A 14,235-nucleotide genomic window follows, 5' to 3' on the forward strand; every position below is an offset into this window, starting at 1 on the left:
ACCGCATGACCACCCTGTCCGCCCCCCTCAAGCTCGGTGTCGCCGGCGTCGGCGTCATGGGCCGCAACCACGCCCGCGTCGCGTCGGAGATGCGCGAGTTTGATCTGACGGCGATCTTCGACGCGGATCACGCGACGGCCGAGGGCGTCGCCGGCGTCTACGGCGCGCGGCCCTTCACCACCGCCGAGGATTTCGTAGCGGCCGGCCTGGAAGCCGCCATCGTGGCCGCGCCGAATCGCTTCCACGCCGAGCTGGGCGTCGCTCTCTTGAACGCCGGCGTCCACGTCCTGGTTGAAAAGCCCATCGCCGCCACGGTGAAGGACGCCCAGGCCCTGATCGACGCCGCCAAGGCCAACGGTCGCGTCCTGATGGTCGGTCAGGTCGAGCGCTTCAACCCGGCGGTCGAGGCGGTCAAGCGCGCCATCGCCGGCGAAGACGTCATCTCCATCCAGATCACTCGCGTCGGCCCCTTCCCGCCGCGCATGGGCGACGTCGGCGTGGTCATCGACCTGGCGGTGCACGACATCGACATCATCCGCCACCTGACCGACAGCGAGATCGTCGAGGTCCAGCCGCAGCTGGCCCGGACGAAGGCAGAGCGCGAGGACACGGCCCTGCTCCAGTTCCGGCTGGCCAACGGGACCATCGCCCACATCACCACAAACTGGGTCACGCCCTACAAGACCCGCACCCTGCAGGTCGCGACCAAGGGCAAGTTCGTCGTCGCCGATCTGATGACCCGCCAGGTCACCGAATATTTCGGCCAGCAGCCGGACGGCAGCTACTCCACCCGCGGCGTCATGAGCTGGCCCGCCGAGCCCTTGAAGAAGGAGCTCGAAGCCTTCGCCCACGCCATCCGCACCGGCGAAACCCCGGCGGTCACCGGCGAAGACGGCCTGCGGAACCTGGAGGTGGCCCTGCGCTGCCTGGGCGAGAGCTAGGCTGGTAGCGGCGCGACAACGTCCAACCAAGAGGTGATCAGCCGGGGCGCTGGTTTGGATGAGAAGCGCACGTCGAAGAGTGGCGCCGAGGCGAGTTGGACACGGCACACGGTGAAGGCAGCGCCGGGCTCCCGGCTGTTATCGGTTAAGATCGCAGCGTCAGCCACGTCGAGAGCATGGCTGATGGCCTTCTGCGTTCTCGGAAAACGCTGACGCAAGATGGGCTCTTCTATCGTGTGCCCTCCTGCCTTTGTTCGCGTCATGACACGCAGGACCGACAGATCGGGGCTGGCCAGCCCCACAAAGAAGAGCAGTACAAAGTAGCCGGCGCTCTGCATTTCGCGGATAAGATCGATCTTCGACCGGACGCGACCATCGCCCTGTGGCTCCCAGTATGAAAAGACGGTTTCCATAGCGAACGGCACCTTGGCCCCCATCGCATGCCCGACGAATGCGTTGACGCCTTGTTGGGCGACGCCCATCCAGCCGCGATCTTTGTCACGAAGCTGCTGGGCCCAGGGCGTCAGATGGCCGTCGTCTCCCGGTCTGGGCAAGATCGACATCATCATCCGGTCAGCATTGATCAGAGGAATCTGCAGGCGATCGGCCAGCGATCCATCCCACATAGTCGATTTTCCTGAACCGTTATGGCCCGCCACGACTATCGCGAGGGGTTTGGCGGTAGCGCTCTGGGCCGCCAAGACCTGATCGACAGCCTGGGAAAGACTGATCAATCAGTAACCTTGAACGCGCCGTTCTCGAGAATACCGCGGTCGATCTTGCCGTTCAGTCTACGGATATAGACACCCGGTCGCTCAGGGTCGGCAGAATAGAGCGGAACATCCCGACGCGCGTAAACGCGAACCCCCGGACGCATCAGCTTGTCTTTGAGACGCTTGAGGGCTTCCGAGCCTTTATCGACGTTTTGCCGAACCTCAGTAGCCGTGGGCTTGTGAACAGCGACCGTCACGTCACCCACAGTGACACGGGTGCGTCGCCGCTTTGCACGCAGCTCCGCAGTCGAAGACCCGGGTCCCGTTGGCGCGTTGGCAACTGACATGCCCACAAGATAACTCCGGCAGCGATGGACGCAAGCGCGTCCATCCTCACCCCACCACCTGCATCGACAGCCATTCGGCGATCAGGGCGGGTTTGTCGCCGCCTTCTATCTCGACGGTCAGTTCGTGCTTCAGCAGCCAGCGGCCACCGCCCTTGTCTTCTGCCGACAGCAGCTTGAACCGGCCGCGCACCTTGGACCCCGCCCGCACCGGCGCGAGGAAGCGGATTTTGTCGAAGCCATAGTTCACGCCCATGACCACGTTCTCAAGCCCCTCGACCGCGTCATAGCTCATGGCCGAGGCCAGGCTGAGGGTCAGGAAGCCGTGGGCGATGGCGCCGCCGAACGGTGTCTTGGCGGCCGCTTCCGGGTCGATGTGGATGAACTGACGGTCCTCGGTGGTCTCGGCGAAGGCGTCGATGCGCGCCTGGTCGATCTCGAACCACTTGGAGACGCCGACCTCCCGGCCGATCAATGATTGAAGGTCAGACGCTTTGGTCATGGATCAGGCCTCGAACCGGTCTTCGATGATGGCGGAGAACAGCGCCGGGTCGATGTTGCCGCCCGACAAGATGACGGCGGTCGTGCGCCCCTTCGTCTCGACCTTGCCAGCCAGCAGCGCCGCCAGACCGGCCGCACCGCCCGGCTCGACCACCAGCTTCAGGGTGCGGAACGCGTAGCGCACCGCATCGGCCGCCTCGGCGTCCGTAATGGTCAGCGCGCCCTTCAGGGCCCGCTGGTTGATCGGGAAGGTCAGGACGCCGGGGATTGGCGTCTGCAGGGCGTCGCAGATCGACGGCTTGCCCTCGGGGTGGCCCATGCGCTCGCCCGCCGCCAGCGAGCGGACGGTGTCGTCAAAGCCTTCCGGCTCGACGCCCCAGGCCTCGGTCGCAGGCGAGCGCGCCTCCAGCACCAGATTGATCCCGGCCATCAGTCCGCCGCCCGAACAGGGGCACAGTAGCTGGTCGAGGGACGCCTCGCCCGCCTGATCCAGCAGCTCCAGCGCCGTCGTGCCCTGGCCCTCGATGACGAAGGGATCGTCGAACGGCGGCACCAGCACGCTGCCGCGCTCGGCCGCCAGCGCCGCCCCGATCGCCTCGCGGCTCTCCTTCCAGCGGTCGTAGAGCCGCACCTCGCCGCCTAACGAGCGGACCCCAGCGATCTTTATGGCCGGGCTGTCGGCCGGCATCACGATGGTCGCATTCGTCCCCATCATCTTCGCCGCCGCCGCCACGCCCTGGGCATGATTGCCGGAGGAGAAGGCGACCACGCCGCGCGCGCGTTCCTCTTCGGTCAGGCGGCTGATGCGGTTGTAGGCTCCCCGGAACTTGAAGGCGCCCGCCACCTGCATCGTCTCGGCCTTCAGCAGGACCCGGCCGCCGACCCGCTCGCTCAGGGCCGGGCTCTCGATCAGGGGGGTGCGCACGGCTACGCCGTCGATCTGGCGGGCGGCGTCCAGAACGCCTTCGAAAGAGGGGGCTGCGTCGCGCATGCCTCCCACTACCAATCAGCTCATCCCGGCGGAAGCCGGGACCCAGTCCTGCTGGGGAGCACCGCCCTCAACGTGGCCCACTGACCTCTTTCCCGAACTCGGCATCCATCGCTAAAGGACTGGATCCCGGCTTCCGCCTGGATGAACGGAGAGTTTCATCCGGTTTGCGTCGGTCCCGGAGCGCTCTAAACCTTGCGCATGAACCGCCTGATCCTCGCCATCGACCAGGGCACGACCTCGACGCGCGCCATCGCCTTCGAATGCGCGGACGGCCGCTTCAGCCCGGTGGCCGTCAGCCAGATCGAGCTGGAGCAGCATTTCCCCGCCTCGGGCTGGGTCGAGCACGACGCGGCCGAGATCTGGACCGCGACGCTGCAGACCTGCCGCGAGGTGGTAAGGAAGGCCGGCGGCGTCGGGCGGTTCGCCGCCATCGGCATCACCAACCAGCGTGAGACCTCGGTGATCTGGGACGCCGCAACCGGCCGGCCCCTGCACCGCGCCATCGTCTGGCAGGACCGGCGCACCGCCGATGTCGCGGCGCGGCTGGCGGCGCAGGGGCTTGAGACGAAGGTGCAGGCGGCGACAGGCCTGATCCTCGACCCCTATTTCTCGGCGACGAAGTTCGCCTGGCTGCTGGACGCCGTGCCGGGCGCGCGCGAACGGGCGGCGAAGGGTGAGGTCAGGCTGGGCACGATCGACAGTTGGCTGATCTGGAACCTGACCGGCGGTCGCAGCCACGTCACCGACGCCACCAACGCCAGCCGCACCTCGCTGATGGACCTGAAGACGCGGCAGTGGCGGCCCGACCTGTGCGACCTGTTCAACGTGCCGCAGAACGCCCTGCCCGACATCCGGGGCTGCGCCGACCATCTGCGCGACTGCGACGCCAGCCTATTCGGCCGCGCCCTGCCGATCCACGGCTCGGCGGGGGACCAGCAGGCGGCCCTGGTGGGCCACGGGGCGCTGAACGCCGGGGACGCCAAGATCACCTACGGCACCGGCGCCTTTCTGGTCGCCAATGTCGGGGACCAGCCCGTGGTCTCCACCCGGCGGTTGCTGGGTACGTTGGGGTACGACGTGCGGGGGACGGCCGCCTATGCGCTGGAGGGGTCGATCTTCTCGGCCGGCTCGGCGATCCAGTGGCTGCGCGACGGGGTGGGTCTGATCTCCGAGAGCCGGCACTCCGAGGCGATGGCGCAGGGGCTGAAGGACAACGGCGGCGTCTATCTCGTGCCCGGCTTCACGGGTCTGGGCGCGCCGTGGTGGAACCCGGAGGCGCGCGGCACGGTCGTCGGCCTGACCCGCGACAGCGGCCCGGCCCATTTCGTGCGCGCGGCGCTGGAGGCCCTGGCCTACCAGACCCGCGACCTGCTGGATGCGCTCTACGCCGACGGCGCGCCGCGTCTGGGCCGGCTGAAGGTCGACGGCGGCGTCACGGCCAACGCCTTCGCCATGCAGTTCGTGGCCGACATCTGCGAGGTGGAGGTCGAGCGCCCCGCCTTCCAGGAGATGACGGCCCTGGGCGCCGCGCGGCTGGCGGCGCTGGGCTGCGGCCTGATCGACGACTTGCAACCCGTGGCGGCCGAGGCGCCGGCCGTCTGGACACCCCGCATGACCGCGCCCGAGCGCGAGCGCCTGCTGGCCGGCTGGCGCCGCGCCGTGAAGGCCGCCATCGTCGCCGCGCCCGAGACCGAAGCGCCATGACCGAAGACGCCCAGAGCACCTTTTCCGGCACCCGCGAGGTCGATCCGCGCCACGCCTTGGACGAGGCGGCGCTCGAGGCATGGATGGCCGCGCACGTCGATGGCTATGCCGGCCCCCTGACCCTGCGCCAGTTCAAGGGCGGCCAGTCGAACCCGACCTATGAGGTGGCGACGCCCGGCCGGACCTATGTCCTGCGCCGCAAGCCGCCGGGCGTCCTGCTGCAAAGCGCCCATGCCGTGGACCGTGAGTTCAAGGTGATCTCGGCGCTGCATGCGCAGGGCTTTCCCGTCGCCCGCCCCTACGCCTTGTGCGAGGACGCCGAGGTGATCGGCTCGATCTTCTACGTCATGGAGAAGGTCGAGGGCCGCGTCCTATGGGATCTGAAGCTGCCGGGCCTGGAGCCGGCCGAGCGCCGCGCCATCTATGACGCGCAGGTGGACACGCTGGCGCGGCTGCACGGCTATGAGCCCGACGCCATCTGCCTGGGCGACTATGGCCGGCACGAGGGCTATTTCGCCCGCCAGGTCGGCCGCTGGACCAAACAGTACCGGGCGTCCGAGATCGACCTGATCCCGTCGATGGACCGCCTGATCGAATATCTGCCCGACAGCCTGCCGCCCGAAGGCCCGGCGCGGATCGTCCACGGCGACTTCCGCCTCGATAACCTGATCCTGGCCGCACGCGGGCCCGAGGTCAGGGCGGTGCTGGACTGGGAGCTGTCGACCCTGGGCGACGCCATGGCCGACTTCTCCTATCTGCTGATCGCCTGGGTCATCCCGGCCAGCGAGCGCAACGGCCTGCTGGGCGCCGACCTGCCCGCGCTGGGCATTCCCTCGATCGAGCAGACGGTGGAGCGTTACGCCGCCATCACCGGCATGCGGCCCGACAACCTCGACTGGCTGTTCGCCTATAATCTGTTCCGGCTGGCGGCCATCTGCCAGGGCATCGGCGGGCGGGTCCGCGACGGCACCGCCGCCAGCGCCCACGCCAGGGCCATGGCCGCGCAGGCGCCCGTTCTGGCGGACGCGGCGTGGGGCTTCGCGAAGCGCGCGGGGGCCTAGTTCGTGGCGGCGGTCAGGATGCGGCGATCGCTCTTGGCCTGGACCAGCACGGCCACCGCCTCGCCGTCCGCGACGCCGCTGGGCAGGGCGTAGAGGACCGGCCGCCCGGTCCAGTCGCCGAGGCGGCGCAGGCGCTTGACGACATTGACGTGACGCACGACCTGGCCGCGGTTGTCGCCGCCCTGAACCGTCACTTCCTGCAGGCCGGGCCGGTAGACCACGGCCCAGACCTCGGCCCCACCGGCCGGTGCGGAGCCGGAGCCGACGCCGACGCGGTCGCCGCTCTGGCGGAACTCGATTTCGGGCGGGGCGGTGCGGCGCACGGCCTCCGCATCGATGGCGGCCTGAAGCTCGGGCGGGCGGGCGCCCGAAACCGGCCGGCGTCCGTCCACCACGACCTGCGGCGTCTCGACCGAGCGCAGGCGCAGGGCCTGCCGATAGGATCGCTGGCGCTGGGTGAACTCGGGCTTGGCGAAGGTGTCCTCCCAGCCCAGATAATCCCAGTAATCGACGGCGTAGGTCAGGGCGATGACGCCAGGCTCGCTCGACGCCGCCTCGACCACGCGATTGGCCTCAGGACAGCCCGCGCAGCCCTGGGCGGTGAACAGCTCGACCACCACCGGCTGGCCCGTAGCGGGACGCGGCGAGACTCGCGCGCGCGGTTGGGCCGCGCCCACGTTCGCAAGCGCCGTCGCCAGGGCGACGCCCCCGATGATCCAGCCCCAAGGTTTCATGGATCGACCCATAGCCGCCCGGGGGCCCGGCCGCGCCTCATATCTGCGTGAGGCGCCCGCTCCGTCCGTCATTCCGGGGCGATCGTAGAGCGAACACCCGAACTCAGGGGATCAAGCGGAGGGGTGGATGTATCCCTCGTCGAACCTGGTCACCTGGATCCCGGGCGCCGCTGCGCGCCCCCGAAATGACGGGATGGAGCGATGAAGCGGGTCGCTCCCTAATCCATCAGCTGCTGCGCCAGATAGGTGTAGTGGCGCGCCCAGCGGCGGGCGTTGGCGACCGGATCGGCGTCGTTGGAGTGACCGCCGCTAGTCTCCTCATAATAGAGGTGATCATAGCCCATGTCGCCCAGACGCGCCGCGAACTTGCGGGCGTGGCCGGGATGGACGCGGTCGTCGCGCGTGTTGGTCGTGATGTAGACGCGTGGGTATCCGGCGCCCGGCCGCAGGTTCTGATAGCCGGAGTAGCGGGCGATATAGGCCGCTTCGGCCGGGATGCGCGGGTCGCCGTATTCCCCGATCCAGCTGGCGCCGGCCGGCAGGTCCCAGTAGCGCAGCATGTCGATCAGCGGGCTCTCGATGACCGCCGCGTTGTAAAGCTCCGGGTGCTGCGTGATCGAAACGCTGGTCAGTACCCCGCCGTTGGAGCGGCCGTAGATGCCGGTGTGGCGCGGGCTGGTGATGCGGCGCGCCTGCAGGTCGCGCGCCACGGCGGCGAAGTCGTCGAAGGCCAGCTGGCGGTGTTCCTTCAGCACGCTCTGGTGCCAGGCCGGGCCGAACTCACCGCCGCCGCGGATGTTGGCGATGACGTAGACGCCGCCGTTCTCCAGCCACAGCTTGCCCATCTCGGGGATGTAGGCGGGCGGCTTGGAGACCTGGAAGCCGCCGTAGCCATAGATGATGGTCGGCGCCGTGCCTTCCATCGCCAGGTCGCGCGGGCGCACGACGAAGTACGGGATCTTCGTCCCGTCGGTGGACGTGGCCTCGAACTGCTCGACTACGTCGCGCGAGGCGTCGAAGCGGGCGGGCGCGGACTTCAGTACCCGCGAGGCGCCGGAGGCGACGTCGGCGAGGCTGAGCGTCGACGGCGTCAGGAAGCCTTCGACGGTGTAGAAGACCCGGCCGCTCGACCGGCCGGCGGACGCCAGATGCACCGACGTGTTCTCCGGAACGTCCAGCGCCGTCTGGGGCCAGCCGAACTCGCCCCGGTCGCGGAAGCTGATGGCGCGACCCCGGACGTTGTCCAGGATGGTCGCCACGACATGGTCGTCGAACACGGCGACGTCCTCCACCGACTGCCGGTCCGTGGGCGCAAAGACCAGCAGATCGGCGTTCGAGACGGCCTGCGTCGCCGGATCGGCGGGACGAAGCTGCCACAGGTTGGCGGCGACCAGAGATCCGGGCTGGAACGCGCGCGTGTTGAGGGTCCAGGGCTCGTCGAGGCTGAAGACAAGCCGGGCGTCCGCGCCCGCGCCCGGGCCCATCGCGCCCCGCACCGACACCCGCTCCGGCAGGTTCAGCTTGACCGGGGCCCCATCGACCAGTTCCCAGGTCTCGCTGCGGAAGGTGTCGAGCGGGCGGTTGAACAGGACGGCGATCACGGCGCCCGCGTCGTTCCGCAACACCATCGGGCTGACGCCGTACCCACCGTCCGCCTGCTCGCCGCGATAGACCTCGGTCGCCTGGGCCAGCGTCTGGCCGCGCTTCAGCGTCTTGACGATGAACGGATAGCCGCTCTCCGTCAGCGTCCCCGGCCCGAAGTCGGTGGCGACCAGCAGCGTGTCGCGATCCAGCCATTCGATGCGGTGCTTGCCCTCAGGCAGGTTGAAGCCGCCGTCCACGAACGACTTGGTCGTCGTGTCGAACTCGCGAACCACCACGGCGTCCTTGCCGCCGTCCGACAGGTTGACGAGGCAGCGCGTCTCGTCCGGCGCCAGGCAGTCGGCGCCCTTGAACACCCAGTCCTTGCCCTCGACCCGCGACAGGGCGTCGATGTCCAGCAGGGTCTCCCACGACGGGCTGTCGGAGCGGTAGCTTTCCAGCGACGTCCGCCGCCAGACGCCCTTGGGATTGGTCGCGTCCTGCCAGAAGTTGCCGACGCCTTCGCCCAGGAAGTAGGGCTGGGCGATGCGGTCCGTGGCGGTCAGGATCGCCTCGGCCTCACGGCGGAAGGTCTCGTAGCGCGGGTCGCCGGTCAGGGCGGCCAGCGACCGTTCGTTCTCGGCGTCGACAAAGGCCATGGCCTCGGCGCCGTTCACCTGTTCCAGCGCCAGATGATCGTCGGCGGCGCGCACCCCCTCGATCGACAGGTCGGTGGGCATGTGCGGCGGGGGGGTCAGTGATGGGCTTTGGGCCAGGGCGGGCGCGGCGAGTGTCGCGATGACAGCGGCGAGGGCGAGACGGTTCATGCGAAACTCCAGCAAGATCCTCCACCGCGAAGCGGGGGAGGGGGACCGCGCTTGCGCGGTGGAGGGGGCGGGGTCACGCGCGGCGCTTGGGGTCGCCCCCTCCACCACTCCGTGGTCCCCCTCCCCCGTAAAGGACGGGGGAGGATCTAAGGTCTACTCCTGCGCCGGCTGATCCATCAGCCTGCGCGTCAGATAGGTGTATTCCAGCGCGATGCGGCGGGCCGTTTCGCGCAGGTTGGCGCCGGCCGCGTGGCCGCCGTCGGTGTTCTCATAGAACAGCACCGGATAGCCCAGCTCCTCAAGCCGCGCGGCCGCCTTCCTGGCATGTCCGGGGTGGACGCGGTCGTCCTTGGTCGAGGTGTGGATGAAGACTTCCGGATAGGGCTGGCCGGCCGCCAGTCGCTGGTACGGCGAATATTCCGCGATCCAGGCCCGCTCGGCCGGAATGTCCGGATTGCCGTATTCGCCCTGCCAGCTGGCGCCGGCCAGCAGCTTGTTGAAACGGAACATGTCGAACAGCGGCACCTGGATGACCGCGCCGTTGATCAGGTCCGGGCGCTGGGTCAGCATCGCCCCCATGAACAGGCCGCCCTGACTGCCGCCCATGATCCCCAGATGCGGCTGCGAGGTGATGTTGCGCGCGGTCAGGTCCAGAGCCACGGCCTGGAAGTCCTCGTGCGCCCGCTGACGGTTGGGGCCCTGCGCCGCCTGGTGCCAGCGCGGGCCGAACTCGCCCCCGCCGCGCGTATTGGCGATGACGTAGACGCCGCCTCGCTCCAGCCACAGCTTGCCGACCGTGGCCGAATAGCCGGGCAGCAGCGAGCTCTGGAACCCGCCGTAGCCGTACAGCAGCGTCGCGTTCGACCCGTCCATCGGCATGTCGGCCTTGTGGACCACGAAATAGGGCACCATCGTCCCGTCGGCGCTGCGGGCCTGGAACTGGTCGACGGTCATGCCCTCGGCGTCGAACTTGGCCGGCAGGGATTTCACCTGTTCCGGCGCTGCGGCCGTGCTCAGATCGGTCAGCCACAGGCTGGACGGGTTCAGATAGCCGGTCACGCTGACGAAGATCTTGTCGTCGGTCTCGGATGCCGACCCCAGGCCGACGCTGACGTTCTGGGGCAGGTCCATGCGGGTCCGGCTCCAGTCGGCCGGGTCATAGACATAGACGCCGCCGCGCACGTTTTCGTACAGCGCCACGACCAGCCGGTTGCGGGTGGCGGTGATGCCCTCGATGGCCTCGCGCTCGGTCGGGCGCAGCACCAGGGTCGCCTGAACCGCCGGATCGGCCAGCCAGGCGTCCAGGTCGTAGGCCACCACGTCGCCGGTCTGGAAGGTCTGGCCCGACGGCGCGGTCCAGTCCTGATCGGTGGTGAAGACCAGCTTGCCCTGAACCAGGGCGTTGATGTTCGACTTCAGCGGCAGCGGCATCCGGGTCGTGGAGCCGTCGTCGTTCAGCCGCCAGGTCTCGGCCTCGTAGAAGTTGATCGCCCGGTTGATGAAGGTCGCCTTCGCCACGCCGTCGGCGTCGCGCAGTACATAGGCGCTGACGGAGACGTCGGTCGGCTGGCCGGTGAACAGGGTCTCGGCCTGGTCCACCGGCTGGCCGCGCCGCAGCCGCTTGACCACCATCGGATAGCCCGAGGTCGTCAGTGTTCCTTCGCCGAAATCACGCGAGATCAGCAGGGTGTCGCTATCGACCCAGGCGGCGCCGCCCTTGGATTCCGGCAGGCTGAAACCGCCGTCGACGAAGGTGCGGGTCTCGCTGTCGAATTCCCGCGCCTCGGTGGCGTCCTTGCCGCCGTTCGACAGATAGACCAGGCACAGCCGCTCGCCCGGCGAAAGGCAGGTCGTGCCCTTGTAGACCCAGTTGGCGCCCTCGGCGGCCGACAGGGCGTCGAAGTCCAGGATCGTCTCCCACGTCGGCGTCGCGGTGCGATAGCTGTCCAGCGTCGTGCGCCGCCAGATGCCGCGCACGTGCTCGGCGTCCTGCCAGAAGTTGTCGATCGTGCCGTCACGATTGAAGCCGGGCGACGGGATCCGATCGCGCGATTCCACCAGCGCCAGCGCCTGCTGGTGCAGGGTCTCGTAGCGCGGATCCCCCTGCAGCACGCCCAGCGACCGCGCGTTGTGCGCCCGGACCCATTCCATGGCCCGCTCGCCCTCGACCTCTTCCAGCCACAGATAGGGATCGGACGCGTCGCTCTGAGCAAAGCCCTCCGCGGCGGCGGGGGCGGGGGTGTTTTGGGCCAAGGCGGGAACGGCTCCGGTCATCAGAAGGGCGGCGAGGGCGAGGCGTCGGATCAAAAGCTTACTCCGGTCGTCGATGCGGACATGGGGTCAGGCGGTCGGCTTGCCCAGAGGGCGCGCCGCCTCGGCCGCCTCGCGCGGCGCGATCTCGGCCTCGATCAGGGCGGGCAGGTCGGGGATGTCGAAGGGCTGGCTCTCGCGCGCCTTGGCGATCCGGCCGACCAGGCGGCCGAAGTTGTGCCGCAGGTTCTCGCGGCCTTCCTCGCCCAGCAGCCGCGTGGCCTTCAGCACCACGTCGTCCTGTTCCTCGTCGGCCTCCCGGCCCTCGGCCCAGCCGGCGACCCAGCGCTCCTGCCGCTCGACCACCTCGCGGGTGTGGTCGACCTCGAAGTCCAGCATCCCCCACTCCTTGTTCGGGTGGGACTGTTCGTTGGCGAAGGCGCGGTCGAACAGACGGCGCGCCGCCTGGGTCGAGGCGACGGCGTCCTCGGTGCGGCCGTACTTCCGCAAGAGGAAGGCGCCGATCATCGACATCCGCACCGAGTTGTAGCTGTGCAGGATGCCCGGATGGACGTGACCCTCGCCATAGACCGAGGCGTCGGTGACCGTCTTCAGCAGCTCGCCTTCGTCCAGCAGGGCGACCGCCAGGTGCCAGCGCGCCATCAGCATGGACTGCACCAGATGCCGGGGGTCCTGGCGGATGTGCATGGTCGCCGGCAGGGCCAGCAGCCGCTTGTGATTGATCAGCCGGTCGATGTTCTCCAGCGCCGTGCGCGCCCGGAAGACATCCCACACCTCCAGCGCCCGATAGGCGTAGACCACCGCGACGACCGCCCGGTGGGCCATGGAGCTGTCGTACTTGTCGGCCAGCTGCTCGGCGGCGAACAGCAGGGTGTGGTTGTCCTTGCCGCGCTTGCGCCGGACATAATAGCCGCGTTCGAAGGCGCGCCGGTTGAAGAAGAACAGGCTGTGGATCTGCCAGCCTTCCTCGTCATGGACCGCCCGGGCCAGCCTCTGGCCGGGGCCGGCGGTGAAGACGCGGACGCCGGAGAAGGGCGCCGTATCCGGCCCGACCGGATAGCGCAGGCGCACCATCCCGGCCTCTTCGTCGACCGTGAAGGTGCTGGCGGGGGCCTGGACCCGCTCGTAGCCCTCGGCATGGCGGAAGCGCAGTTCGATCCGCTCGGGGGCGGGGCCGGTGAACTCCAGGTCCGCCTCGATGATGCCGTGGCGGTATTTGTTCGGGACCGGCGTGACCACACCCCGCACGGCCGTCACCACCGTCGGCATCGGATCGGGCGTGAAGGCGCCGGACCGCGCCGCATAGGTGCGGATCATCTGCGACGTCGCTTCGTAGAACTCCGGCGTCTTGATGCGCGGCGCGTTCCAGATCAGGTCCATCAGATAGCCGTGGCTGATCGGGACGGTCCCCTTCTCCACCCGGTCGGCCAGGTTCAGACAGGCGGCGGCGGCGGCGTGCGACACCGCCAGTTCGGCGTACCAGGTGACGTTCTTGGTGCCGGTCTGAACGGCGCGGCGGAAGACGTCGATGTTGGTGCGCGAGATGCGGATGGTCGACTTGGGCTTCTTCTGCGCGGCCAGCAGGACGCCCAGCACCAGGATCGAGATGGCGTAGTTGAAGGCGCGGTTGGTCTGGAACTTGACCTCCGGCGAGCCCTCCGGCTGGGCCAGCTCCCGCTCGTGGACCACCTGCTTGTAATAGTCGAAGACGCCCAGGGCCGCGTCGTAGGCGCCCTGATAATCGCCGTCGATGATGCACCAGTGCCAGAGCACCGTGTGGATCGAGGCGTAGACGTGGATCTTGTCGTGGCGAACGCCGAGGTCGTCCTCGTTCAGCTGCTCGACCGCCTTGAAGGCATAGGCCTTGTACTTGTCGAACTTGGCGTCGCCCGGACGGCGGCCCAGTTCGATGGCCTTGTAGAGATAGACCACGAAGCAGTTGATGACGTAGCCGGCCAGCTCCGTCGAGGGCGGCTCGCCGGTCTCGGCCCAGGAGGCGTAGATCTGGCGGCTGATGTGGAAGGCCGTCTCCGGGTCCAGATTCCGGCGTGTGGCGATGGTGAAGTAGTCGAGGAACGCCTGCTGCGTCTGCGGCATCAGGGGGTCCAGCCAGGCGCCCTTGGCCCAGACCATCGCTTCGCCCGTGTCGGCCCGGCTCAGCGTCATGCCGATATAGGCCCGGCCGGGCACGGCCTCGAACGCGAAGTCGCGCCAGGCCGTCCAGGGGGCCAGCTCGGCGGTCGTGTCCTCGTCCAGCGCGGCCTGCAGCACGTCCAGCTGGGCGCTCTCGGCCGCCGTGATCGCGCGCGCGGCCGCCTTCTGGCCCGAGCCCTTCGCCGCCCCGGCCTTGTCGGTCTCGGTCAGCGCATAGGCCTCGGCCAGACCGCCTTCGTGTCCGAACACCCGAACCAGGAAGGCCTCGTCGCGCCAGGCGCCGATCGCATTGGGGGCCGGATCACTCGCCGACCGTCCCTCCGACGCCACCATAGTCATTCCAAGCCGTCTCCAGATCCTCGAAGCCCCGGCGACGCCAAGCCTATGGCGGGTCTGGCGAAACCGCCACGGAG

The 14,235-nt window shown here is 68.8% G+C and carries 11 protein-coding genes; 3 read left to right on the plus strand and 8 right to left on the minus strand.

Going from position 1 to position 14,235, the window contains the following annotated elements:
• The first annotated feature begins 5 nt into the window (after window positions 1–5).
• Complete coding sequence (locus tag ASG17_RS00420) at window positions 6–941, plus strand: Gfo/Idh/MocA family protein (protein WP_056097943.1); 936 nt, start codon at window positions 6–8, stop codon at window positions 939–941.
• Here ASG17_RS00420 and ASG17_RS00425 read toward each other — a convergent pair.
• The 4 genes from ASG17_RS00425 to ASG17_RS00435 form a co-directional block, all read right to left on the minus strand.
• Window positions 938–1,675, minus strand: a complete 738-nt coding sequence (locus tag ASG17_RS00425; protein ID WP_056097945.1) for a toxin — start codon at window positions 1,673–1,675, stop codon at window positions 938–940. The genes ASG17_RS00420 and ASG17_RS00425 overlap by 4 nt on opposite strands.
• Window positions 1,672–1,911: a hypothetical protein gene (locus ASG17_RS15315; protein ID WP_156367677.1), complete on the minus strand. Its 240-nt coding sequence runs from the start codon at window positions 1,909–1,911 to the stop codon at window positions 1,672–1,674. The genes ASG17_RS00425 and ASG17_RS15315 overlap by 4 nt, the downstream gene beginning before the upstream one ends.
• 136 nt (window positions 1,912–2,047) lie before the next feature.
• Window positions 2,048–2,500 carry a MaoC family dehydratase gene (locus tag ASG17_RS00430; RefSeq protein WP_056097947.1) on the minus strand — a complete coding sequence of 151 codons (453 nt, stop codon included), beginning with the start codon at window positions 2,498–2,500 and terminating at the stop codon, window positions 2,048–2,050.
• A gap of 3 nt (window positions 2,501–2,503) precedes the next feature.
• Complete coding sequence (locus ASG17_RS00435; protein ID WP_056097949.1) at window positions 2,504–3,490, minus strand: threonine/serine dehydratase; 987 nt, start codon at window positions 3,488–3,490, stop codon at window positions 2,504–2,506.
• A 198-nt stretch (window positions 3,491–3,688) separates the two neighbouring features.
• Here ASG17_RS00435 and glpK point away from each other — a divergent pair, with 198 nt between their 5' ends.
• On the plus strand, window positions 3,689–5,194 hold the full coding sequence (glpK, locus tag ASG17_RS00440) for a glycerol kinase GlpK (RefSeq protein WP_056097951.1): 1,506 nt from the start codon (window positions 3,689–3,691) through the stop codon (window positions 5,192–5,194).
• Window positions 5,191–6,255, plus strand: a complete 1,065-nt coding sequence (locus tag ASG17_RS00445; RefSeq protein WP_056097953.1) for a phosphotransferase family protein — start codon at window positions 5,191–5,193, stop codon at window positions 6,253–6,255. Before glpK ends, ASG17_RS00445 begins: the two co-directional genes overlap by 4 nt.
• On the opposite strand, the gene ASG17_RS00450 is transcribed toward ASG17_RS00445, so the two are convergent.
• The 4 genes from ASG17_RS00450 to ASG17_RS00465 form a co-directional block, all read right to left on the minus strand.
• A complete protein-coding gene (locus ASG17_RS00450; protein ID WP_056097955.1) occupies window positions 6,252–6,989 on the minus strand; it encodes a thioredoxin family protein in 738 nt (245 codons plus the stop codon). The two genes, ASG17_RS00445 and ASG17_RS00450, sit on opposite strands and share 4 nt — an antisense overlap.
• A 218-nt stretch (window positions 6,990–7,207) precedes the next feature.
• The gene (locus tag ASG17_RS00455; protein WP_056098881.1) at window positions 7,208–9,397 is read right to left on the minus strand and encodes a prolyl oligopeptidase family protein; all 2,190 of its coding nucleotides are present in this window, start codon (window positions 9,395–9,397) and stop codon (window positions 7,208–7,210) included.
• Window positions 9,398–9,550: 153 nt separating this feature from the next.
• Complete coding sequence (locus ASG17_RS00460) at window positions 9,551–11,671, minus strand: prolyl oligopeptidase family protein (RefSeq protein WP_056098882.1); 2,121 nt, start codon at window positions 11,669–11,671, stop codon at window positions 9,551–9,553.
• Between the two features lie 66 nt (window positions 11,672–11,737).
• Window positions 11,738–14,161, minus strand: coding sequence for a hypothetical protein (locus ASG17_RS00465; RefSeq protein ID WP_156367678.1), 2,424 nt, complete (start codon window positions 14,159–14,161; stop codon window positions 11,738–11,740).
• Window positions 14,162–14,235: the final 74 nt, after the last annotated feature.

This window comes from Brevundimonas sp. Leaf363 (assembly GCF_001424025.1).
Classification (GTDB): Bacteria; Pseudomonadota; Alphaproteobacteria; order Caulobacterales; family Caulobacteraceae; genus Brevundimonas.

Coding starts and splice junctions, on each gene's coding strand:
- ASG17_RS00420 (WP_056097943.1), top strand. CDS start 6: ATGACCACCCTGTCCGCCCCCCTCAAGCTCGGTGTCGCCGGCGTCGGC.
- ASG17_RS00430 (WP_056097947.1), bottom strand. CDS start 2,500: ATGACCAAAGCGTCTGACCTTCAATCATTGATCGGCCGGGAGGTCGGC.
- ASG17_RS00435 (WP_056097949.1), bottom strand. CDS start 3,490: ATGCGCGACGCAGCCCCCTCTTTCGAAGGCGTTCTGGACGCCGCCCGC.
- glpK (WP_056097951.1), top strand. CDS start 3,689: ATGAACCGCCTGATCCTCGCCATCGACCAGGGCACGACCTCGACGCGC.
- ASG17_RS00445 (WP_056097953.1), top strand. CDS start 5,191: ATGACCGAAGACGCCCAGAGCACCTTTTCCGGCACCCGCGAGGTCGAT.
- ASG17_RS00450 (WP_056097955.1), bottom strand. CDS start 6,989: ATGAAACCTTGGGGCTGGATCATCGGGGGCGTCGCCCTGGCGACGGCG.
- ASG17_RS00455 (WP_056098881.1), bottom strand. CDS start 9,397: ATGAACCGTCTCGCCCTCGCCGCTGTCATCGCGACACTCGCCGCGCCC.
- ASG17_RS00460 (WP_056098882.1), bottom strand. CDS start 11,671: ATGACCGGAGCCGTTCCCGCCTTGGCCCAAAACACCCCCGCCCCCGCC.
- ASG17_RS00465 (WP_156367678.1), bottom strand. CDS start 14,161: ATGACTATGGTGGCGTCGGAGGGACGGTCGGCGAGTGATCCGGCCCCC.